Annotated in this window: 19 protein-coding genes; 9 read left to right on the top strand and 10 right to left on the bottom strand. The window is 67.0% G+C overall.

Translation table 11 applies throughout. From position 1 onward, the window contains the following. The 6 genes from JDV75_RS12265 to purD form a co-directional block, all read right to left on the bottom strand. On the bottom strand, nt 1-2,451 hold the full coding sequence (locus JDV75_RS12265; RefSeq protein WP_198739384.1) for a phosphatidylglycerol lysyltransferase domain-containing protein: 2,451 nt from the start codon (nt 2,449-2,451) through the stop codon (nt 1-3). A 44-nt stretch (nt 2,452-2,495) separates the two neighbouring features. Further along, nucleotides 2,496-3,761 carry an alpha/beta hydrolase gene (locus tag JDV75_RS11550; RefSeq protein ID WP_198739383.1) on the bottom strand — a complete coding sequence of 422 codons (1,266 nt, stop codon included), beginning with the start codon at nt 3,759-3,761 and terminating at the stop codon, nt 2,496-2,498. Nucleotides 3,762-3,842: 81 nt separating this feature from the next. After that, complete coding sequence (purB, locus tag JDV75_RS11545; protein WP_198739382.1) at nt 3,843-5,273, bottom strand: adenylosuccinate lyase; 1,431 nt, start codon at nt 5,271-5,273, stop codon at nt 3,843-3,845. Nucleotides 5,274-5,331: 58 nt separating this feature from the next. After that, nucleotides 5,332-5,994, bottom strand: a complete 663-nt coding sequence (locus JDV75_RS11540; protein WP_198739381.1) for a potassium channel family protein — start codon at nt 5,992-5,994, stop codon at nt 5,332-5,334. Beyond that, nucleotides 5,987-7,369 (bottom strand): potassium transporter TrkG, encoded by a 1,383-nt coding sequence (locus JDV75_RS11535; RefSeq protein WP_198739380.1) that lies wholly within the window; start codon nt 7,367-7,369, stop codon nt 5,987-5,989. The genes JDV75_RS11540 and JDV75_RS11535 overlap by 8 nt, the downstream gene beginning before the upstream one ends. 35 nt (nt 7,370-7,404) lie before the next feature. Beyond that, a complete protein-coding gene (gene purD / locus JDV75_RS11530; RefSeq protein WP_198739379.1) occupies nt 7,405-8,685 on the bottom strand; it encodes a phosphoribosylamine--glycine ligase in 1,281 nt (426 codons plus the stop codon). 95 nt (nt 8,686-8,780) lie between these two features. On the opposite strand from purD, the gene JDV75_RS11525 reads away from it, so the two are divergent. The 4 genes from JDV75_RS11525 to JDV75_RS12255 are packed head-to-tail and all read left to right on the top strand — an operon-like array spanning nt 8,781 to nt 11,054. Next, nucleotides 8,781-9,206 carry an HIT family protein gene (locus JDV75_RS11525; RefSeq protein ID WP_198739378.1) on the top strand — a complete coding sequence of 142 codons (426 nt, stop codon included), beginning with the start codon at nt 8,781-8,783 and terminating at the stop codon, nt 9,204-9,206. Next, nucleotides 9,203-10,015 carry an esterase/lipase family protein gene (locus tag JDV75_RS11520; RefSeq protein WP_232958471.1) on the top strand — a complete coding sequence of 271 codons (813 nt, stop codon included), beginning with the start codon at nt 9,203-9,205 and terminating at the stop codon, nt 10,013-10,015. Before JDV75_RS11525 ends, JDV75_RS11520 begins: the two co-directional genes overlap by 4 nt. Before the next feature lie 11 nt (nt 10,016-10,026). Further along, the gene (locus JDV75_RS12260; protein WP_248097519.1) at nt 10,027-10,752 is read left to right on the top strand and encodes an alpha/beta fold hydrolase; all 726 of its coding nucleotides are present in this window, start codon (nt 10,027-10,029) and stop codon (nt 10,750-10,752) included. Continuing rightward, nucleotides 10,749-11,054, top strand: coding sequence for a 2Fe-2S iron-sulfur cluster-binding protein (locus JDV75_RS12255; protein WP_248097516.1), 306 nt, complete (start codon nt 10,749-10,751; stop codon nt 11,052-11,054). The genes JDV75_RS12260 and JDV75_RS12255 overlap by 4 nt, the downstream gene beginning before the upstream one ends. A gap of 76 nt (nt 11,055-11,130) precedes the next feature. Here the strand turns inward: JDV75_RS12255 and JDV75_RS11510 are convergent, their stop codons facing one another. Together JDV75_RS11510 and JDV75_RS11505 are read right to left on the bottom strand one after the other, a co-directional pair. Further along, nucleotides 11,131-12,510 (bottom strand): sensor histidine kinase, encoded by a 1,380-nt coding sequence (locus JDV75_RS11510; RefSeq protein ID WP_198739377.1) that lies wholly within the window; start codon nt 12,508-12,510, stop codon nt 11,131-11,133. Then, nucleotides 12,507-13,217 (bottom strand): response regulator transcription factor, encoded by a 711-nt coding sequence (locus tag JDV75_RS11505; RefSeq protein ID WP_198739376.1) that lies wholly within the window; start codon nt 13,215-13,217, stop codon nt 12,507-12,509. The genes JDV75_RS11510 and JDV75_RS11505 overlap by 4 nt, the downstream gene beginning before the upstream one ends. A gap of 510 nt (nt 13,218-13,727) precedes the next feature. Between JDV75_RS11505 and JDV75_RS11500 the strand changes: the two genes are divergently transcribed. The 3 genes from JDV75_RS11500 to JDV75_RS11490 all read left to right on the top strand — a co-directional run bounded on the left by JDV75_RS11500 (nt 13,728) and on the right by JDV75_RS11490 (nt 16,920). Continuing rightward, nucleotides 13,728-14,987, top strand: coding sequence for an extracellular solute-binding protein (locus JDV75_RS11500; protein WP_198739375.1), 1,260 nt, complete (start codon nt 13,728-13,730; stop codon nt 14,985-14,987). Between the two features lie 74 nt (nt 14,988-15,061). After that, the gene (locus JDV75_RS11495) at nt 15,062-15,970 is read left to right on the top strand and encodes a carbohydrate ABC transporter permease (RefSeq protein WP_232958470.1); all 909 of its coding nucleotides are present in this window, start codon (nt 15,062-15,064) and stop codon (nt 15,968-15,970) included. Beyond that, entirely contained in the window at nt 15,970-16,920 is a 951-nt protein-coding gene (locus tag JDV75_RS11490; RefSeq protein WP_198739374.1) for a carbohydrate ABC transporter permease, read from the top strand. The genes JDV75_RS11495 and JDV75_RS11490 overlap by 1 nt, the downstream gene beginning before the upstream one ends. Nucleotides 16,921-16,998: 78 nt before the next feature. On the opposite strand, the gene JDV75_RS11485 is transcribed toward JDV75_RS11490, so the two are convergent. Both JDV75_RS11485 and JDV75_RS11480 read right to left on the bottom strand, forming a co-directional pair. Continuing rightward, nucleotides 16,999-17,757 (bottom strand): TipAS antibiotic-recognition domain-containing protein, encoded by a 759-nt coding sequence (locus JDV75_RS11485; protein WP_198739373.1) that lies wholly within the window; start codon nt 17,755-17,757, stop codon nt 16,999-17,001. Nucleotides 17,758-17,808: 51 nt separating this feature from the next. Further along, entirely contained in the window at nt 17,809-19,548 is a 1,740-nt protein-coding gene (locus JDV75_RS11480) for a pyruvate dehydrogenase (RefSeq protein ID WP_198739372.1), read from the bottom strand. 298 nt (nt 19,549-19,846) lie between these two features. Between JDV75_RS11480 and JDV75_RS11475 the strand changes: the two genes are divergently transcribed. Both JDV75_RS11475 and JDV75_RS11470 read left to right on the top strand, forming a co-directional pair. Next, nucleotides 19,847-21,322, top strand: a complete 1,476-nt coding sequence (locus JDV75_RS11475) for an MFS transporter (protein WP_198739371.1) — start codon at nt 19,847-19,849, stop codon at nt 21,320-21,322. Then, complete coding sequence (locus JDV75_RS11470) at nt 21,322-21,849, top strand: TetR/AcrR family transcriptional regulator (RefSeq protein WP_198739370.1); 528 nt, start codon at nt 21,322-21,324, stop codon at nt 21,847-21,849. Before JDV75_RS11475 ends, JDV75_RS11470 begins: the two co-directional genes overlap by 1 nt. Nucleotides 21,850-21,852 lie beyond the last annotated feature (3 nt).

Here is a 21,852-nt window from a genome sequence, read left to right as displayed (position 1 = left end):
CTAGCCCCGTGCCCATACCCGCGCCACGTGAACGGCCTGGCTGACCTCCATCTGTGGTACATAGCACCGTCCGACCGCCACCGCGATCGACGGCAGAGCAAGTTCATCGCGGTAGCAGAGGTACCAGGACTCGTGCCGGGGATGGAACTTCGACTTGAATGCGGCCAGGGACTTGAACCCGTAGAGGGGTTCGAGGAACGCACCGACGCGGTCCAGCACGGCCGCGACCCCACCGGTGTCCGCTCCCCCAGTATGGGCGAGCGGGGCTCCCGACAATGAGATCCACTCCAATCCGTCGGACTGGGCCTGCAGCATGGTCTCGGCGATGAGGAACTCCACGACCGGACGGAAGCCCTCGGTGTCCCGACGCATGAAGTCCAGCATCCGCCCCACGACCTCACCTTCGCGGCGCACCGGCAGCCAGCTCGTCACCCCGTGCACCCGGTTCTCCCCATCCAGGGCGAGCATCAGTGCGACATCCGGTGCGACGATCTCATTGACGCCACCGAGGGTGAAACCCATCTCCGGCAGCGCCTTGTCCGCGACCCATTCCTCGCTCAGCTCGATGATCTGCTCCCGGACCCCGGGAGTGAGTTCATTCCACGATGTCCACTCCGCCCGGATCCCTTCTTTCCCGGCACGGTTCCGCGCCGTACGGACGTCCTGGAACTTCTTGCCGCGGAACTCGACCGTGGTGGTGTCACAGACGGCTTCCGTGGCCACCTGCACCGACTGGAAGTCCGCGGTAGCCCGGGCCAGGGCGAACCCGGCGCGGACCGAGTACCAGGCGACCCGGCGGCCACGGCTCGTCGCGAAGTCCTCGAAGCGGCGGGCGAGCTCCTGCGGATCCGTGTCTCCCGTCACGACCGGTTCCCCGACGGTGACGGCCACGTCGGCGTGCACCCGGTAGGCGACGTATCCGTCATCGGTGAGGAAGTACCGGTTGCCGGGCCACATCGTCATCGCGGAGAGGTGATCGCCGGTGCCCGACCCGAGCAACTCCGCTGCCCGGGCGCGACTACGCACATCTCCCGGGTTCTCCGCGGAGGTCATTGCGGCGTACAACGCGACGGTGACCCCGGCCCAGAAGATGACACCGATCCAGACAGACAGCATCCAGCTCAGTTCCCCGACCGGAATGAGATTGTGGTCGATGTTGTCGCCGAGCACCGGTGGTATGTAGTGCGACAGCCAGGAGCGGAGAATCGACGGCAGATCCGCGCGCGGGAGGAAGTCGTCCCGGAGGAGGAAGGCACCCAGGATCCACGCCATCCCGGTACCGAGGATGAGCAGCAGGATCCTGCGGATCAGGGCATGCACGGCACCCCGGTGCACGCGGACCCGGAAGAGCCGTCGGTAGCGGACCAGCAGTGCGAGTATGACCACCCACGGTAAAACGACACCGGCGAGACTCGACCAGGCGTACACGCCACCGCCGAACTCCTCGAAGAGCGCCAGCATCTCGAGGGTCAGGACAACGACGGTCGCGGACAGGGTGAGCAGGGCGACCCCGAACGCGAGCCGGCGTCCGCGGGAGATCCCGAGGGCGATGACGGCCATGAGAATGACCGGAAGCTGGTTGAGCAGGAACGGACCGAGTCCCGACTCCCGTAGTTCATTCGTCGCCTCGGCGCAGGCCATCGAGTTCGGCTGGGCACCACAGATTTCGAGGGCGTGACGTGGGCTTATACCCGGATCGAAGGTCAGGACCGCCACACCGGACAGGGGGCCAGCGGAATCGGGATTGAGCCCGGCGACGAGAGGGCCGACCGCGACGGCGAGCATCGTGATCGCGAGCAGTGTCCGCCCCTCACGGAAGGAGATGGATCCCAGCCGGAGGGAACGCTCCACCAGCCACTGCCCGATGATCAGCCCGATGATCACCGCCGCGAGCCGCACGAAGTCCGCGACGATGCCCGAGTAGAGGAACAGGGTCAGGGAGAACGCGAGGACGACGGCCCGGACCCTGCGCCGCCAGAGAGCCTTCATCCAGGCCGAGGCGAACGCCGCGGTTCCGAATGTCCAGGACACCGGCGTGAGGGTGTGCTGGCCGTCGAGGATCCCACCCCAGTGACTGCCGGTGGCGACGACCGCCTGCGTCGCGGTGAGCCCGACGATCACCGCGAACGCCTGGATGACGACCGCGGCGATGGCGTACCGGTAACTGCCCAGTCGCCTTTCGGCCAGCAGCCCCAGGGACACCAGCGCCAGTGAGCCGAGGACCACGGTCGACACCGTCGGTCCGGTCAGACCCGCGGTGAGTACCGCCCAGGGGTGGAGGCTCGGGGCGGCCGCGCCGAACGCGTCCTCCAACGCATTGCCGTCGCCTCTCCAGATGATGAACAGCAGCCAGTTGATGACGAGCGCGGTGAGGGTGACCGGTGCACCGACGAGGAGATCTCCCGCCCAGTGGATGCCGGTCGACACACCACGTACGGCACTGCGTCCCACAGTCCGTGGCGTGTTCCGTCGTCCTGTCTCCTGCGTCACTCCGGTCATCGATTCAGACCCCCCCGCTGGGCCGCGAAGTCAAGGGTCTCCCGGAAGGCGTTGCGCCAGGTCTTGTAGTCGTGGCTTCCGTGGACCGTGAGGAACTCGGTCTGCATCCCTGCGTCACTGGTCACCTTCCGCATCATCTTCAGGTCCTCTATCGCCTCGTGGTCGTCCTCACCGGCGACGAAACGTCCGGCGATCCCGGTGTATGCGGTGGATCCCTCCCTGATGGCTTCGGCCAGCTGATCCGCGGGGTTCGCCCGGATGAAGGAGAGTTCGCTGCCACCGAAGTACTCGTCGACGGTCTCCCTGTGGTTGCCGGTGCCGAGTTCAGCCTGCCCGGAGTAGTTGAGGAAGGCGCCGTAGGAGTCCGGATGGTTGACCAGAACCTGCAGCGAGCACGTCCCACCGTAGCTCAGTCCCCCGATCGTCCACCGGGACTGGTCGGGGTCGACCCGCAGTTTCTCCCGGATCCCCGCGGGGACGTCGACGGCGAGCCAGGTCTGGACCTGTCCCCGTTCACTGTTGATGCACAGCGGATTCGCACCGAAGCTCCCGGTGCCGTCCACGCTGATCACGATCGGGGTGACGCCGCCGTGCCGGGCCTGGTAGTCCGCGAGGGTGTCACTGGCACCACCGGCGTTGAACCACTGGTCCGGGGCCCCGGGGTTCCCGGCGAGCAGCACGATGACCGGAAGCTTCACTTCGGGGTCGGAGAAGTACACCGGGGGGATCCAGGCGATCGCGTCGCGGTGCGTGAACTTCGATTCCGTCGCATCCAGCGGGAGGGTGACGAGTGCGGCGGCGTCATGGCCCTTGATCTGCGGGGCCCGGGTCAGGTCCCGGAACTCCGGGTAGCTCATCTCCACCGCGACCGGGGACGGATCCAGGGACCGCAGCGTGGGATAGCTCTGGTAGATCTGGTTGACCACCGCGGCGGTGGACACCACCCCGAGAACCGCCGGGATGACCAGGATCAGCCGCCTTCCCTTCTGCAGCACCAGAGCAGCGATGACGAAGAACGCCACCGCTCCGGCGAGATAGATCCGGAACGGAAGCGAATCCGGGAACGGCCTCCAGACGTGCTCGATGATCAGCCAGGAGAGGACGGTGAGCGCGAGACCTGCACCGGCGGCCCACAGGGTCCGTCGCCTGAGTTCGGACCTGCGGGCACCCACGGCAGCGAGGACACCGGCTCCCGCGAGGATGAAAACGGTCACCACGACAGCGGCTGACCCCGTGAGCGGGATGGCGGGTAGTTCGATCATGCCGACGAATCTAGCGTGTCGAGCCACGAATGTGCTTGCAGGATCCTGTCAGTCAGCTGTGCGACAGCGTCCCGTGGGCTGTCAGAGGATCTCTCCCGGTCGGTATGCAGCCGCAGCGGGATACCGGTTGACCAGGTCCTGGATCCGGGTGAGGACCCTGGAGACCTGGCTCTCCGCGGCACCGATGAAAGCGTGCCGATCCGCCAGCGCCTCGGTGAGTTGCGTCCGGTCGAGTGGGAGCCTGTCGTCTGCGGCGAGCCTCTCGACCAGATCCTGCTCGCCACCGTTCTCCCGCATGTTCAGCGCGCAGGCCACGGCGTTGTCCTTGATCACCTCGTGGGCGGTCTCCCGGCCGACACCGGCGCGGACGGCGGCCATGAGGATGCGGGTGGTGGCCAGGAACGGCAGGTAACGCTCGAGCTCGCGGTCGATCATCGCCGGGAACGCACCGAACTCGTCGAGGACGGTGAGGAAGGTCTCGAACTGTCCGTCGAGAGCGAAGAAGGCGTCGGGCAGCGCGACCCGGCGCACGACGGAGCAGAACACATCGCCCTCATTCCACTGCTGGCCGGACAGGTCCGCGAGCATCGTGAGGTAACCGCGCAGGATGATCTGCAGCCCACCGACCCGCTCACAGGAGCGGGCGTTCATCTTGTGCGGCATGGCGGAGGAACCGACCTGCCCCTCCCTGAAGCCCTCGGTGACGGTCTCGTTGCCGGCCATCAGCCGGATGGTGTGCGCGAGGGATGAGGGGCCGGCGCCCAGCTGGACGAGTGCGGAGACCGCGTCGAAGTCGAGGGAACGCGGGTAGACCTGGCCGACCGAGTCGAACACCCGGGAGAAGCCGAGGTGATCGGCGATCCTGGTCTCCAGGGAGGCGAGTTTCGTCTCGTTGCCGCCCATGAGATCGAGCATGTCCTGGGCGGTGCCCATCGGTCCCTTGATGCCGCGCAGTGGGTAGCGGGCGAGCAGCCCCTCGGTACGTTCGACGGCGACGAGCATCTCGTCCGCGGCGGAGGCGAACCGCTTGCCCAGGGTCGTGGCCTGGGCCGCGACGTTGTGGGAGCGTCCGGCCATGACGACCGACTGGTACTCCGCGGCGCGTTCACCGATACGCGCGATGACGGCGACAGCCTTGTCCCGGACGAGTTCGAGGGAACGGTGGATCTGGAGCTGCTCGACGTTCTCGGTCAGGTCCCGGCTGGTCATGCCCTTGTGGATCTGCTCGTGCCCGGCGAGAGCGTTGAACTCCTCGATGCGGGCCTTGACGTCGTGGCGGGTGACGCGCTCTCGCTCGGCGATCGATTCCAGGTCGACCCGGTCGATGACCTTCTCGTACGCGGCGATGGCATCCGCCGGGATGTCCACCCCGAGGTCCTTCTGGGCCTTCATGACCGCGATCCAGAGCTGGCGCTCCATGATGATCTTGGCTTCGGGGCTCCACAGGTTGGTCAGCTCGGTGGAGGCGTAGCGGGTGGACAGGACGTTGGCGATCTTCTTCTTTGCGGGCACGGGGCCATTATCGCACGCCGGGGAGCATCAGTTCCGCGGAATAACCGGTTCGGTTGGATCAGCCGGCCGCGACGAACGCCTCCAGCACCTCGGGGTCACCGGCCGCGATCACGAGGTCACCGGACCGGATGGTCTCATCAGGTCGCGCCACGACGAACCGGGCCCCGGGATGACGGACCGCGACGATGTGGATTCCCGGGGGTACGGCACTGATCTGTTTGCCGAGCATCGACATCGGCGGGGCCAGCTTGACGACGGCGAAGTCCCGGTCGAACTCGGCGTACTCCTCGACGTTGCCCGTCATGAGGTGGGCGATCCGGCGGCCGGTGTCCCTCTCGGGCCGGATGACGTGGTGGACCCCGATCTGGGTGAGGATCTTCGCGTGCGCGTCGCCGTCCGCCTTCGCCCACACGTTGGGGACACCGAGCTCGATGACGGCGGAGGCGGTGAGCAGGGATGCCGCCATGTTGGATCCGATGCCGACGACGGCACGCTGGCATTCGTGCACCGACAGCTGGCGCAGGGCCTCGATGTTGGTTGTGTTCGCGATGGTGGCGTGGGTGAGGATGCCGGCCGCGGTGGAGACCACGTCCTCCCGGTCGTCGACCCCGAGGACCTCGACGCCGGAGGCGACGAGCTCCTCGCCGAGGGCCATACCGAAGCGCCCGAGGCCGAGGATGACGACGGGGGGCAGTGAGCGGCGTTGCAGGAAGCTAACCAATGTGGGGCCTTTCGACTGGATGCGAGTAGAGGATGCCGTTGCGGTTGCGGGCTGCGAGCGCCGCGACGAGCGTGATCGGGCCGATACGGCCGGCGTACATGAGCGGGACGAGAAGCAGCTGGCCCCCCGCGGGCAGGTCCGCTGTTATTCCGGTGGACAGGCCGACGGTGGCGAAGGCGCTGACCACCTCGAAGACTATGCGGTTCGTCTCTATCTCGGGCGCGAGCAGCAGCATGACCCCGATGGATCCGGCGACCGACACCCCGGCGAGGACGATGACGGTGAGCGCCTGCCGGATCGTGCGTTGCGGTATCCGGCGACTGTAGGCCGAGACGTGTTCCGCACCGCGGATCTCGGCCATGACGACGGCGACGAGGACGGCGACGGTGGTCACCTTCACGCCGCCGGCGGTACCACCTGAGCCACCGCCGACGAACATGAGTACGTCGGTGAGCAGGAGACTCGAGGGGTGGAACTCGCCGAGATCGACGGTGTTGAAGCCCGCGGTCCTGGTGGTCACAGACTGGAAGAAGGAGTTGAGGAGTTTATCCCCCAGACTGAACTCCGCGAAGACCCCGCGCCATTCGAGCACCGCGTAGCCGACCCAGCCGGTCATGAGCAGGATCGTGGTGCCGGTCAGGGCGAATCTGGCCGTCAGCGACATCTGGGGCAGCCTGCTTATGCCCTGGGTGCGGCGGCGGGTCCGCAGTGCGATCTCCAACAGCACCGGGTAGCCGAGACCACCGATGATGATCGCCCCGGCGACGGGCAGCACGATCCCGCTGTCCCGGGCGTAGGGCACGAGATTGTCGGAGCGCAGACCGAAGCCCGCGTTGTTGAACGCCGACACGGCGTGGAATCCGCCCTCCCAGATACTCGCCAGCCAGTCGAAACCGTAGGAGTGGAAGCGGAGGGTCAGGAGGACCGCGACGACGAACTCGGCGACGAAGGTGAAGGTGACGGTGGCGACGAGGAGGGTACGGACGTCACCGAGGTGGATCCCCCGGCCTTCCGCCGCAGCGTTGAGCCGCGACTTCACCCCGATACGGCCGGCGATGACCCAGGAGGTGAACGTCGCCAGCGTCATGATCCCGAGACCACCGAGCTGGATCAGGACGACGATGACCGCCTGTCCGAAGTGGGACCAGTAGGTGGCGGTGTCGACGACGATCAGGCCGGTCAGGCAGACCGCCGAGGTCGCTGTGAACAGCGCGGTCACGACATCCGCTCCACCGTCCCCGACCCGTGAGGCCGGAAGCAGGAGGAGAAGGGTTCCGACGGTTATCAGGACGGCGAATGCGCCGGCCACCAGCCTGGCCGGGCTGAGGGGACGGGGCGGGGGCCCAGAACCGCGTCGCGGGGAAGTTCTGCTCACGCCGTAGAACTCTAGACCCCTCGGCCCGGAACGTGTCAGATCCGGATGCGTCCCTCGACCGCGGGTCCCGCGATGTCCGAGCGGTAGTGACCGCCGGCCATCGTGACACCCCGGAGAATGCCGTACGCCTCCTCCCGCGCGGCAACGAGGTCTGGGCCGGTCCCGACGATGGACAGCACCCGCCCACCGGCGGAAACGAGCTCGCCGTCGCTGTTGCGGGCGGTCCCGGCGTGCAGCACGCCGTCGACGTCGGCCCCGGTGATGACATCCCCGGAACGGGGGGAAGCGGGGTAGCCCTGCGCTGCGAGGACCACGGTCAATGCGTAGCCTTCCCGCCAGCGGAGCGGCGGCTGCGCGGCGAGTGTTCCGTTCGCGACCGAGTGCAGAAGCTGCGCGAGCGGGGTCTCAAGCAGTGCGAGGACGGCCTGGGTCTCCGGGTCACCGAACCGGCAGTTGAACTCGACGACGGCCGGGCCGTCCGCCCCCCAGGCGAGTCCCGCGTACAGCAGGCCCGAGTAAGGGCAACCCCGGCGTGCCATCTCCTCCGCGACGGGTTCCACGACATCGCGCACGATCTGTTCCACGGCGCCGTCCGGCAGCCACGGCAGCGGGGCGTAGGCGCCCATTCCACCGGTGTTCGGGCCCTCGTCGTTGTCGCGAACCCGCTTGTGGTCCTGAGCTGGCAGGAGGGGGACGACGGTGGTGCCGTCGACGAGACAGAACAGGGACACCTCGGGGCCGTCGAGGAAACTCTCGAGGAGCACGGGGTTACCCGAGGAATGGACGGAACGGACATGCGCCACGGCTTCGTCGCGGTCACGGGTCACGACGACCCCCTTGCCGCCCGCGAGGCCGTCGTCCTTGACCACCCAGACCGGTCCGAAGCGGTCGATGGCGGCGTCGATCTCAGCATCGGAGGCACCGGACTCCAGCGCCTCGGCGTGTGCGGTGGCGACACCCGCGGCAGCCATCACGTCCTTGGCGAACGCCTTGGACCCCTCGATGCGGGCGGCCTCCCGTCCGGGACCGAACACGGCGATGCCGGCGTCCCGCAGTGCGTCGGCGACGCCCGCGACGAGCGGGATCTCCGGCCCGACGACCACGAGATCGGCGTCGATCCGGCGGGCGAGGTCGGTGACCTGCGCCGGATCATCGACCTTCAACGGGGTGCCGTCGAGTTCGGTGTGTCGGGCCGCCAGGGGGTCCATTCCGGTGTTACCCGGGGCGACGTGAAGTTCTGGTTCGATGGGGTCCTGTGCCAGGCCACGCAGCAGTGCATGCTCGCGGGCTCCGGATCCGATGACGAGGATTCGCATGTCCCCCACCCTACCGCCGCCGGTTTCCGCCGGAGCGCGGAACTGCGCAATCCAGGAGCGGCGCGGGCGGCGCGGGGCCGCTACCCTGGATTGGTATGAGCAGCGTATTCACGAAGATCATCAACGGCGAGATCCCCGGACGATTCATCTGGCGCGACGACAGGGCGGTCGCATTCCTCACCATCGAACCCCTGTCCTACGGGCACGTTCTGGTGGTCCCGGTCGAGGAGGTCGACCGGTGGACCGATCTCGACCAACGGACCTGGAGACATCTGAACGAGGTCGCGCAGATGGTGGGCGCGGCGATCCCCGAGTGCTTCGACGTCCCCCGGGCCGGCTACATCATCGCCGGGTTCGAGGTCCCGCACGCCCACATCCACGTTTTCCCCACGTCGAGCATGGCCGACTACGACTTCAAGCGCGTTATCCCGGCCGATCAGACCGACCCGGAGAAGATGGACGCCGCGGCGGCGAAGCTCCGTGCCGCGCTCGGCACGGATGACGACGGACGTCCCGCTTGAGGGACCTCTCCGCCCGTCTGCCGCGGCTGATCCCGGAGCTGGACGTCTCCGTTCCGGTAGGTGCCCGGCTGCGGGTCCGGGGCTGGGTCGAGGACGATTGGCGTGCCCGCCCGACACCGGAACGGCCCTGGCCGGTCGTCCTCATCCACGGAACCACCGTCACCAGCGGTGACTTCGAGGATCTCACCACCCAACTCCGGGCACTGGGGTGGGCGGTGTTCATCCCCGACTACGGTAACCGGGCGACGAACCGGATCGAGGATTCAGCGGAACAGGTCGGCGCCTACATCGAACAGGTCCTGCACGCGACCGGAGCGCGGCAGGTTGTCCTCGTCGGCCACTCGCAGGGCGGGGTACTCGCCCGGTGGTGGATGCGGATGCTCGGCGGTGCCCCTCACGTTCGGCACCTCGTCTGTCTGGCGAGTCCCAACCACGGTATCCGGGAGGCGGGCCTGCTGAGACCGCTGGTACACACCGAACGGCAGGCCGAGTTGACGACGCGCGCGGCGGAGACGGTGTTCGGCCCGGCCGGGCGTCAGCAGTTCACGGGTTCGGCATTTCTCACGGCGCTGAACGCCGACGGGGACACGGAACCGGGGGTCAGTTACACCTGTGTGGCCACCCGGACCGACTCCACCGTCGTCCCGGCCGACTCATGTTTCCTCGACGGCCCCGGGGTGGAGAACATCTGGCTGCAGGACATCCACCCCCGGGCCGTGGTGTTGCACACGGAAATGCCCCGGAGCAGAATTGTGCGCACCCTCGTCGCGGAGACCCTCGAATCCCTGCGGCCCACCACCTCCAGCTGAAGGGGATCCCCGTGAATCTCGCCCTGCTCATCCCCCGTCGGGGTATCCTCCCCGAGCCGCTCCCCCCGGTCGCCGGGGACGTCCCGGTGGTTCTGCTCCACGGAACCGTGAGTTCCCCGGGGAACTTCGCGCTGATCGCCGCCCGACTCAGGGACGAGGGCCGACGGGTCATCGGGGTGGAGTTCGGTCACCGCGGCACGGATCGGCTCGAGCTGTGTCTCCTCGACATCGTCACCGCCCTGGAGCGCGAGCTGGAGCCGGGCCAGCGCTTCGACATCGTCGGCCATTCCCTGGGTGGTCTCATGGGGCTGCGCCTCGCGCATCTTCCGGAGTTCGCCGGCCGGGTCCGCACCCTCGTCGGGTTGGGGGCGTGCTTCCGTGGTCAGCCGGTCGCATGGAATCCGCTGGTGCGGGCTCTCGTCACCGCGGTGACCGGACCGTCCCTGGTCCAGTTGATGTGCGATGGGGAGATCGACGCTCCGGTCCCGGAGGGGGTCCGCGTGATCTCGATCGTCTCGGACAACGACCGGATCGTCGATCCCGCCTCCTCACAGGTGGGAGAGGTCCGCTGGGTGCGCGGTACCTCACACGCGCTGCTGACGACACACGCCGAGGAGGTCGCCCTGGCACTGGCGGACGGGGCGTCCGAGCCACAGGATGTGCCCGCCCCGGGGGACGCCGACCAGGATCTCAGCGCGACGGGACACGAGACCTCGCAGCGGGTGGAGAAGCTGTGACCGCGGCGTCCGCGGACCCCGCCGGTGAGATCCACACAGCCATCGTCGACGGGGTGGAGCACCGATTCAGCTGGCCCGCAGGGCAGCTGCTCCTCGACGCCCTCCTGGAGGCGGATGTCCCTGTACCATTCAGCTGCATGCAGGGCGAGTGTGGCGCGTGCCAGTGCACCCTCACCGGCGGACCGAGTCACATGCTGGTCAACCATGTGCTGAGTGACTACGACATCAGCGACGACCAGACTCTCGCATGTCAGACGATCCGGGACGGGGATGGTCCCTACACCGCGGACTTCGATCTCTGACCACCACGCCCGCCCTGGCCCCGCAGGCCGGAAGCCCGCAGGATCAAAGGGTACGGGGGATTGGACCCGCCGATCATTACGCCACGATCAGCGGCAGTTCCACGGTGAACACCGCTCCTTCCCCCGGAGCGCTGCGCACGGCGACTGATCCGCCGTGTGATTCAGTGAGTGACTTGACGATCGCGAGGCCGAGGCCGGAGCCTCCGGAAGCCCGGGACCGGGAGGCGTCCGTCCGGTAGAAACGCCCGAAGATGTGTCGGGTGTCCTCCTCCGTCATGCCGCAGCCGTCGTCAGCCACGGTGACCGTGACGGTTTCTTCCCCGGTCGCGAGGCCGACCGTGACCCGCGCATCGGATCCGGCGTGGATCAGGGCGTTGCCCACCAGGTTCCCGATGATCCGGTGCAGACGTTGCCGGTCCCCGGCGACGACGGGGTCCTCGGTCGTGGTGTCCACCATGTGGATGGTGCGATCCGGATGGGCAGCCCGCATCGAGGTGACGACGTCGAGACATACCGGCCGCATGTCCACGGGTACCGGATCCATGGGGGCCTCCTCCGCGCGGGTGAGCGACAGGAGGTCCTCGACGAGCACCCCCATCCGGCCGGCCTCCTGCTCGATGCGGTCGAGCACCATGTCCGCGTCCCGGGTGGCACCGGAGCGGTAGAGCTCGGCGAAACCCCTGACACCCGTCAACGGGGTGCGGAGTTCGTGGGACGCGTCCCCGACGAAGCGGCGCATCTGCTCCTCTTTCGTGCGCGCCGAGTCGATGGACTCCTGGAGTCGGGTCAGCATGGTGTTGAGGGAGTCGGCGAGCTGCCCGACCTCGGTGGTCTTCGGCCAGTCCGGGAGCCGCCGGCTCAGGTCACCGCCGGCGATCGCCACTGCGGTCTTCTCCACCTCCCGGAGCGGACGGAACGCTCTCCGGACGATCCACTGGGCGATGCCACCGACCGCCACGAGGACGACCATGCCGATGACGAGCTGGAAGAACAGCAGGTAACGGAGCATCGACGCCTCAAGCACCAGGGAGTAGCCGACGATGGTGGTGACCCCGTCCCGGGAGTCGGCTACGACCCTCCACCGGTTGTCTTCGCCGGATCCGGGTACGGAGCCCACCGTGACGGGATACTCCCCGGGGGTCACCCCGGTCAGGTCCGGGGTACCCGAGCTGTCGTTGAAGGTCAGGCTCGCGCCGTCCGGGTAGATCTTCTCCAGGTAGAAGGAGCTGGGTAGACGGGGGCCGTCCGGGGCGAGTCGCGGGATGTCCCGCCCGGCCCAGCCGTCGAGCGCGCTGCCGAGCTGTTCGTCAACCTGCACGTAGATGTAGTCCCGCATGACTCCCGTGACGAACACGGCCGACAACCCGAGCCCGGTCGCGGTCATGAGCAGGACGATCACGATGAGGTGGACCCGGAGCGGCAGACGGGCCCGCCAGTCTCCGGCAGCACCGGTCATGATCGTGGTGTGCGCAGAACGTAGCCGACGCCGCGGACCGTGTGGATGAGGTGCGGCGCCTCGCTGTCGATCTTGCGGCGCAGGTAGGAGATGTAGGATTCGACGACGTTGCCGTCGCCACCAAAGTCGTAGTGCCAGACGTTGTCGAGGATCTTCGCTTTGCTGAGGACCACCTCCGCGTTGAGCATCAGGTACCGGAGGAGATTGAACTCGGTGGGGGACAGATCGACGATCCGGCCCGCTTTGGTCACTTCGTGGGTGTCGTCGTTGAGCGTGAGGTCGGCGTAGCTCAAGGTCGCGTCGGAGGCCCCGTCGTCGAGCAGTTTGCCCCGGCGGAGGATGACCCGGAGCCTGGTGATGACCTCCTCCAGGGAGAACGGCTTGGTGACGTAGTCGTCCGCGCCGATGGTGAGTCCGTGGATGCGGTGTTCTACCGCATCCTTGGCGGTCAGGTACAGAACCGGCCCGTCGAAGCCCTCCGTGCGCAGCTTTCCGAGCAGCTCGAATCCGTCCATTCCGGGCATCATGACGTCGAGGATGAAGGCGTCCGGTTCACAGGACCGCGCCACCCGCAGCGCCTCCTGCCCCGATCCGGCGGTGACGACCGTGAATCCCTGGAACTTCAGGCTCACCGCCAGTAGTTCGACGATGTTCGGCTCGTCATCGACGACGAGTACCGTCACCTGAGCGTCCTTGATGGATTCCATATCTTCCATCGCTCCCTTTCTTCTCCACCTGGTGGCCTGCATTCCCATCCACTACACACGCGCGCCGTGTGTAATCACCGTGGTCGAGCTGTGACGACCCTGTGAATACGGTGCCAGCAACTCAGCTGCACGGTATGTCCGCGGAAAACGCCCCCACCAGAAACTCCCCCCACGCCACCCCCGAATGCCCCCATCTTCCCAAACAGTAATTCCGTTAAGGTATTTCCTTTTTGCGCTCACGACGACCTGGGAATATCGATCCCAGCGATGATCGATCGCCCGATATCGGATCATAAAACCACCCCCGACGCCCCCATATTGATGAATATTTACTCCTGAAAAACGAAGTAACGAAAGGGTTACAAAAAGATGATCGGAGCTGAGCGTGGGGCACGACTCACTCATACTCACTCCAAGAGAAGCGGTGCGGCATCCCCCCGGAACCGCCCCTCGAACTCGTTCACGTTCCGACACGCCCCGTGCCGGAACCGAGGAAAGGTTTCCACCCCCATGCGCCCATTCATCACCCGCGTCGCCGTCACCACCGTCACCGCCGGCCTGGCACTCGCCGGACTCTCCGCCTGCAGTGGCGGAGATTCCTCCGGATCCGGCGGCGCCGACGGCTCCACCGAGATCAATCTCCTCATCCCCTCCTACTCGGACGACACCAAAGCCCTCTGGGAGACCATCATCACCGGTTTCGAGGCAGATCACCCGGATGTCACGGTCGATCTCCAGGTCGAGTCCTGGGAGAACATCAACGACGTGATGCGCAACAACATCCAGGCCAACAAGACCCCGGACATCCTCAACATCGACTCCTTCACCGACTACGCCTCCGAGGATCTGCTCTACCCGGCCGAGGACGTCGTCTCCGCCGAGACACTCGAGAACATCCAGCCCTCCTTCCGCGAGAACGCCTCCATGGACGGCACCCAGTGGGGTCTGCCGCTCATCGCGTCTGCCCGGGCACTGTTCTACAACAAGGACCTCTTCGAGCAGGCCGGCATCGCCGAGCCGCCGGCCGACTGGAACGCACTCCGCGACGACGCACTGGCCATCAAGGACCTGGGTCTTCCGGGCGTCGACGGCTACGGAATGCCCCTCGGCAACGAGGAGGCACAGGGTGAGACGGCCGTGTGGTTCTTCGGCGCGGGCGGCGGCTACGCCGAGAACGGTGAGATCGCCATCGACACCGCGGAGAATCTCGAGGGCGCGACCTTCATGAAGGAGCTCATCGACGCCGGCGCGACCCAGGCGAATCCCGGCTCCTCCCAGCGCACTCCGCTCGGCAAGACCTTCTTCCAGGGCAAGGTCGGCATGGTCGTCGGACTGCCCCAGTACAAGAAGCTCATCGAGGAGCAGAATCCCGACCTGAACTACGGGCTCGCACCGATCCCCACGAAGGACGGCGACGCGATGACCCTCGGTGTCGCCGACCACCTCATGGTGTTCAGGAATGACGAGGACGCCGCCAAGCAGGAGGCCGTCCGCGACTTCCTCGACTACTTCTACAGCGACGACGTCTACACCGACTTCGTGGGCACCCTCGGCTTCATCCCCGTCACCGTCTCCGGTGGCGAGAAGATGAAGTCGGACGAGACGATCGAGGAGTTCATCCCGCTGCTCCCGAACGCCCGCTTCTACCCGTTCACCAACCCGGACTGGCAGGCCGCCCAGGGCGCTATCCAGTCCAACATCGGACGCATCGGGTCCGAGGATCCCGCCGAGGTTCTCGAGGCCATCCAGATGCAGGTCGAACAGGGCTAACCGTCCGACAGTCCTCCGTGGGGGCGACGGATCACCGTCGCCCCCACATCCGTCTCCACAGCGATTGGATTCTCATGGCTCGTCTCCGACAGGACAAGCGGACCTTCCGGGACACACTGCGCGCGTTGCCCTGGCTCGCACCCGTTCTGGTGCTCTTCGCGGGCATCGTGGTGTACCCGATGGGACTCATGGTCTACAACTCGACACGTACGATCAGCCGGATCGGTGTCGACAAGGGCAGCGCCGGCTTCGACAACTTCTCCCAGGTGCTGAGTGATCCGGCGCTCCCCCGGGTGCTGCTGAACACCGTCGTCTGGGTCGTGTCGGTGGTCGTGCTCACCATCCTCATCTCCCTGGTGCTCGCGAACTTCCTCAACAAGGTGTTCCCCGGGCGCCAGCTCGTCCGGCTCGCGGTGATCATCCCCTGGGCGGCGTCGGTCGTCATGACCACGACCGTCATCTACTACGCCCTGGAACCGAAGCTCGGCATCGGGCAGCAGTTCCTCCACGACCTCGGACTGACGGAGAGCGCCGACTACGGCTTCACCAAGCAACCCGTCCCGGCGTTCACCATCGCCATCCTCGTCGCGGTCTTCGTCTCCCTGCCATTCACCACCTACACGATCCTCGCCGGCCACGCCGCCATCGGACACGACGTCATCGAGGCCGCCCGAGTCGACGGCGCCAGCCACACAAGGATCTATTTCTCGATCATCCTGCCCCAGCTGAAGGCGGCGATCGCGGTGGCGACCACCATCAACATCATCAACGTGTTCAACAACCTGCCGATCCTCCAGGTCCTGACCGGATCCATTCCCGGGAACGCGGCGGACACCACCACCACGCTGCTGTTCAAGTACATCCGGAACCGGGGGCACCTCGACTGGGCCTCGGCCCTGTCGGTGATCAACCTGATCATCATGGTCGTGCTCATCGGCTTCTACCTCTACTTCACCAAACCCATGAAGGGAGTGGACGACTGATGCCAGGCGCAATCCAGAAACCAGTGACCGAGGAGGCCGTCGGCGGCACGACCGCACCGACGGCACCCCCGAAGGAGGCCCGCGCCTCGTGGTTCGCCCGGCACAGCGAGCAACCCGCCCCCGGGGCCCGGCCGCACACCGTCCTCCGGATCGTCGGTGGCCTGCTGATCCTGGCGGTGTTCATCCTCCCCTACGCGGTGATGCTCGTCGGATCCCTGAAGTCCCGGGCGGAGGTGCTCAGCATCCCGCCGACCTACATTCCGCCGGAATGGCACTTCGACAACTACATCTCCATGTGGTCGACGCCCGAGACACCGGTGGGGATGAACGTGTTCTCCACGGTGCTCATCGCCGGGATCTCCACGTTGATCGTGCTGTGCGTGGCCATGCCCGCCGCGTACTACACCGCGCGCTTCCGGTTCCCGGGGCGCGGGGCGTTCCTCTTCGTCGTGCTGCTGACCCAGATGTGCCCTCCGGCGCTCGTCGTGGCCGGGCTGTTCCGTGAGTTCCAGCTGTTCGGCATCGTCGACACGTACATCGCGATGATCCTGGTGAACTCGGCGTTCAACCTGGCGTTCTCGACCTGGATCATGCACTCCTTCTTCGCCTCGGTGCCGAAGGAGATCGACGAGGCCGCGCAGATCGACGGCTGCGGCCTGTGGACGGTGCTGTTCAGGATCAACCTGCCGCTGGTGTGGCCCGGGATCGTGACCGCCGTGATCTTCACCTTCGTCGCCGCGTGGAACGAGTTCGCCGCGTCCCTGGTGATCCTCTCCTCCGCCGAGAAACAGCCCCTCTCGGTCGCGCTGACCAAGTTCGTCGGCCAGTACGAGACATCCTGGCAGTACGTCTTCGGGGTGTCGGTGATCGCGATCATTCCGGTGCTGATCCTGTTCGGATTGATCGAGAAGCAGCTCGTCGGCGGGCTGACCGCGGGGTCGATCAAGTGATCCGCTGAAAACCCGACGGACACGAGCGGGCCCCGGGGTGATTCATCACCCCGGGGCCCGCCTTCTCGTGCGTGGGTGTCACTCCCAGGCGACGGTGTCCGGGTCAATCCCCTCCGCGCGGGCCTTCGCCTCGACGAGCTCGACCAGGTAATCGGCGGCGTCGCCGGTGTATGCGACGAAGCGACCGTCCGCGGCGTACATCCGGGCGAGGAGAATCTGCTTCGCCCGGGTGCACGGGTAGAACGTGTCCACCATCGCGGCGTGGCGCCCGACGAGCGCGTCCGCCTCGGAGTCGCCTGGGGCCACTCCGCGGTCCCGGGCGTCGACCAGGGCTGCCGCGAAAGCATCGGTCTCCGCCTTCACCCTGCGGAAGCCCTCGGCGTCCATCGTCTTCATCGAGTCCCGGGCGTGCGACCAGTCCCCGGTGTCGCCCCAACGCTCTTCTGCCTCGGCCTGCCAGTCAGGGTAATGCTCGCCGAATATCGCCTTCTTGTCCTGCATTGTCACGGTGTCCCCTTCCAGGATCGAATCCACTGCCCGGACCATCCGGTGCAGGTGACCTATCCGTCGGACGAGGAGCTCCCGCTGGGTGAGCAGCCGGTCCCGCCTGTCCCCGGGTTCCGCCAGCAGCACGGCGATGTCCCGGAGCGGGACACCGGCCCGCCGGTAGATGAGGATGTCGAGGCCGCGGTCCAGGTCGGCGTCGGTGTACAGGCGGTAGTCGCCGGTCTCCGTGCGCCACCCCGGGCTGAGCAGCCCGATCTCGTCCCAGTGCCGCAGGGTCCGGGCGGTCACGCCCAGTTCCTCCGCGGCCCGTCCAATCGTGTAGTCGGTCACGGACACCACTCTCGGGGTTGCCGCGGCGTGAAGGTCAAGACCGGTCGGCGGTCAGGGGCGCGGGATGTTCCGGAGGTTGCTCATCGCGAGGTCGTACATCCGGCCCACGCCGCCGTCGAGGACCGTGCGGGCGGCCGCCTTGGAGAAGCCCATGACCTGCTCGAGGGTGATGTCCGGCGGGATGGACAGCGCGTTCGGATCGGTGACGATGTCGATGAGCACCGGCTCGTCGAGGGAGAGGGCCGCGCCGAGTTCGCTCCGGAGCTTGGCCGGGTCGGTGATCCGCACCGAGCGGATGCCACAGGCTTCGGCGATGGCCGCGAAGTTGACCTCCTCGTGGTCGGTGGCGAATTCCGGGATGCCCTCGACGAGCATCTCCAGTTTCACCATGCCGAGCGAGGAGTTGTTGAACACGATGGTCTTGACCGGCAGCTGGTGCAGCTTCACGGTGAGCAGCTCGCCCATGAGCATCGCCAGCCCACCGTCACCGGACATGGAGATCACCTGGCGTTCGGGGGCCGCGGCCTGGGCACCGATGGCCTGGGGGAGGGCGTTGGCCATCGTGCCGTGGCGGAAGGAACCGAGCATCGTCCGGTTGCCGGTGGGGTTGTTGATGTAGCGGGCGGCCCACACGTTGCACATGCCGGTGTCGACGGTGAAGATCGCGTCCTCCGCGGCGAGTTCGTCGATGATGTCGGCGGCGTACTCGGGATGGATCGGGGTGTGGTGTTCGATGTTGCTGGTGTACGCCTCGACGACGTGCTCGATCTTCTTGGCGTGCTCCTTGAGCATCTTGTCCAGGAAGGAGCGGTCGGCCTTCTCCTCGATCGAGGGGAGGATGTTCTCGATGGTGGCCTTCACATCACCGACGACGGGGTACTTCACCTCGGTGCGCCTGCCGATGTGGGCACCGTTGATGTCGACCTGTGCGACGTTCCCGCTGGGCAGGAAATCGTTGTAGGGGAAGTCCGTGCCGAGCAGGATCAGCAGGTCCGCCTCGTCGCAGGCGTCGAAGCAGGCCCCGTATCCGAGGAGTCCGGACATGCCGACGTCGTAGGGGTTGTCGTGCTGGATGAGCATCTTTCCGCCCAGCGCGTGGCCGACGGGTGCCTTGATCTTCTCGGCGAGGGCGAACACCTGCTCCCGGGCACCGGCGCAGCCGACACCGCAGAACAGGGTGACGCTCCTGGCGTCGTTGATCGCCTGAACCAGCTTCGCCGCCTGTTCGGGGTGCGGGAAGACGATCGGGCGGTGCGCGGAGATGACGCTGTTCAGCTCCGGGGCGGGCACCGCGTCCTCGGTGGTGATGTCACCGGGGACGACGATGACGCTGACCCCCCGGCCCGCCATCGTGGACTGGATCGCGTTGTGCAGCACGCGGGCGCCCTGGGACGGGGAGTTGATCAGCTCGCAGTACCCGGAGCACTCCCCGAAGATCTGCGTCGGGTGGGTTTCCTGGAAGAAGTCGGAGCCGATCTGCAGCGACGGGATGTGGCTGGCTATCGCCAGCACCTTCGCCCCGTTGCGGTGCGAATCGTAGAGTCCCTGGATGAGGTGGGTGTTTCCCGGCCCACAGGAAGCGGCGCACACGGCGAGTTCACCGGTGACGAGGGAGTGCGCGCCGGCGGCGAACGCACCCACCTCCTCGTTGCGTACGTGGATCCACTCGATGCTGCTGCGGCGGACCGCGTCGACGATCGGGTTGAGGCTGTCCCCGACGAGGCCGAAGATCCGGGTGACACCCTGCCGCTCCAGACTGGCGACGATCTGTTCGGCGAAACTCTGTGACATGTTCTGCTGTGCTCCTTATGTGTGCACCTTGTGGGTACCTGATTGGTTCACTGTCTTTATCCATGGTGAACCTCTCCGCCGATTCCCGCCAGGTATCAGACCGGACGTAACCGCCCCGGAAACCGATCCCGCGCAATCCCGTCCGACACACCACCACTGACCTGCACGGAAGACATCAGATCACACGGAAGGCCGCCGGAGCTTTTCGCCACATTTCGCCGGTCGGGCGGTCCGGGTTGTCCGGGTGGGAGTCGGGCTTGCGACCGTAACTATACCGACCGGCTGGTATAGTTACGGAATGTCACACGCCTTCCCCGCCGCTCGACGGTGGGCCTTCCTCTCCGTCATCAGTTCCGGACCGCTCCTGATCGGCATCGACAACTCGATCCTGTACACGGCGCTCCCGACCCTCCGCAGGGAACTCGGCGCCACCGCACACCAGGCACTGTGGATCACCAACGCCTACCCGCTCGTCATGGCCGGGTTGCTCCCCGGGACGGGCGCACTGAGTGACCGCTTCGGCCACCGCCGGATGTTCACCGCCGGCCTCGTCGTCTTCGGCGCGGCCTCACTGCTGGCGGCGGGCGCACCGACGGTGGGTGTCCTCATCGTCGGCCGCACGGTACTCGCCGTCGGGACAGCGATGATGATGCCCGCGACGCTCGCGCTCATCCGCATCACCTTCACCGACCCGCAGGAACGCAACACCGCCATCGGGATCTGGAGCGCGACCGCCGCACTGGGCACGGTCGCGGGCCCGCTCACGGGCGGCCTGCTCCTGGAATGGTTCTGGTGGGGCTCCGTGTTCCTCGTCAACGTTCCCGTCGCTCTCGTCGCACTGGCCCTCATCCCGGTCACCGCCCCACCGAACCGGACGAATCCCGACTGGTACTGGGATGCCCTGTCCTCCCTGCTGGCACTGCTCACCCTGTCCGGCCTGGTCCTCGCGATCAAGCTCACCCTGGGCACACATCCCGATCCCCTCACCGCCGCCGCCAGTGCCCTCACCGCCATCGTCGGCGCCCTGCTGTTCCGACGGCGACAGCGACGGATCCACGAACCACTTGTGGATTTCCGGATCTTCCGCCGGCGAATGTTCACCGGCGGTGTCCTGGCCGCGGGACTCGGGACCTTCCTCCTGGCCGGGACCGAGCTGCTGACCACCCAGCGCTTCCAGCTGGTGTCCGGCTACAGCCCACTCCAGGCGGGTGGACTCGCGGGGGCCGTCGCCCTGTCGGCGGTTCCCACGGCACTGGCCGGTGGCGCACTGCTCCGGCGCCTCGGCTTCCGGCGGCTCATCGTCGGGGGCTTCGCCGCGTGCACAGCCGGGTTCCTGGTGTTCCTCGCAGGCCACCACCTGGATAGCCCGGTGGTCTACATCGCGGGACTGATGGACGTCGGCGCGGGTGCCGGCGCGACGCTGTCGGTCGCGTCGGCTGCGATCCTCGGCGGTGCGGAACCGTCCCACGCGGGAATGGCGGCGGCGATCGAGGAGGTGTCCTACGAGTTCGGCGCACTGATCTCCATCGCGGTGCTCGGCAGCCTGCAGGCCACCCTCTACGCGGTGCGGGCACCCACCGCCGCCGGCGACGGCGTGGAACAGGCACACGCCGGCGGGTCACCGGCCGTCATCGATGCCGCACGGGGAGCGTTCGACCACGGTTTCGGCCTGATCATGGTGGTTGTCGCGGTGCTGAGCACACTCGGTACCGTGGGCATGGCCCGGGTATTCTCCGGGCGTACCGCAGATCAGGTGAAGGAGATCCGGCACTGATGCGCCCGAGCAAACGCGACCACGTCCTGACCTCGGCGATCGCACTCATCGAGGAACACGGGCTGAACGCGGTGTCCCTCGAGTCGGTCGCGGACCGGGCCGGGATCAGCAAGGGGGGACTGATGTACCACTTCCCCACCCGCCAGGCCCTCCTGCTGGGGATCGTGGACGCACTCGCGGAGGACTGGGAGCGGGAGCTGCGGGAACTCGCCGGGGGGCCGGCGGACAGCGTCGACGCCGACACCCGGCTCCGCGCCTACGTGCTATCAATGGCGACGTCGGTCACCCGGGCGGAACTCATGCTGACCCTGGAGGCCACCCAGAACCCGGACCTCGGCGACGCGTGGCAGCCGATTCTCGCCCGCTGGGCTCCGGATGTGTCCGACACCTCCACCGAAGCGGGCCGGTGCCGTTACCTGAAGATGCTCGCGGTGGAGGGTCTGTGGCTGCACGACGCGTTGGACCACCGCACCATGACCGCCGAGCAGCGCACCGCAATGACCGAGGCCATCCTCGACCTGCGCTGACAC

The organism is Corynebacterium meridianum (assembly GCF_016342265.1).
GTDB lineage: Bacteria > Actinomycetota > Actinomycetes > Mycobacteriales > Mycobacteriaceae > Corynebacterium > Corynebacterium meridianum.
The sequence above is the reverse complement of the archived record's forward strand: the minus strand, read 5'-3'. Positions and strand labels throughout refer to the sequence as shown.

Excerpts from the sequence above, each read along its gene's own strand:
- purD (WP_198739379.1), bottom strand. The coding sequence starts at position 8,685 with ATGCGAATCCTCGTCATCGGATCCGGAGCCCGCGAGCATGCACTGCTG.
- JDV75_RS11470 (WP_198739370.1), top strand. The coding sequence starts at position 21,322 with ATGCGCCCGAGCAAACGCGACCACGTCCTGACCTCGGCGATCGCACTC.
- JDV75_RS11480 (WP_198739372.1), bottom strand. The coding sequence starts at position 19,548 with ATGTCACAGAGTTTCGCCGAACAGATCGTCGCCAGTCTGGAGCGGCAG.
- JDV75_RS11495 (WP_232958470.1), top strand. The coding sequence starts at position 15,062 with ATGGCTCGTCTCCGACAGGACAAGCGGACCTTCCGGGACACACTGCGC.
- JDV75_RS11505 (WP_198739376.1), bottom strand. The coding sequence starts at position 13,217 with ATGGAATCCATCAAGGACGCTCAGGTGACGGTACTCGTCGTCGATGAC.
- JDV75_RS11525 (WP_198739378.1), top strand. The coding sequence starts at position 8,781 with ATGAGCAGCGTATTCACGAAGATCATCAACGGCGAGATCCCCGGACGA.
- JDV75_RS11550 (WP_198739383.1), bottom strand. The coding sequence starts at position 3,761 with ATGATCGAACTACCCGCCATCCCGCTCACGGGGTCAGCCGCTGTCGTG.
- JDV75_RS11490 (WP_198739374.1), top strand. The coding sequence starts at position 15,970 with ATGCCAGGCGCAATCCAGAAACCAGTGACCGAGGAGGCCGTCGGCGGC.
- JDV75_RS11500 (WP_198739375.1), top strand. The coding sequence starts at position 13,728 with ATGCGCCCATTCATCACCCGCGTCGCCGTCACCACCGTCACCGCCGGC.
- JDV75_RS11475 (WP_198739371.1), top strand. The coding sequence starts at position 19,847 with ATGTCACACGCCTTCCCCGCCGCTCGACGGTGGGCCTTCCTCTCCGTC.
- JDV75_RS11510 (WP_198739377.1), bottom strand. The coding sequence starts at position 12,510 with ATGACCGGTGCTGCCGGAGACTGGCGGGCCCGTCTGCCGCTCCGGGTC.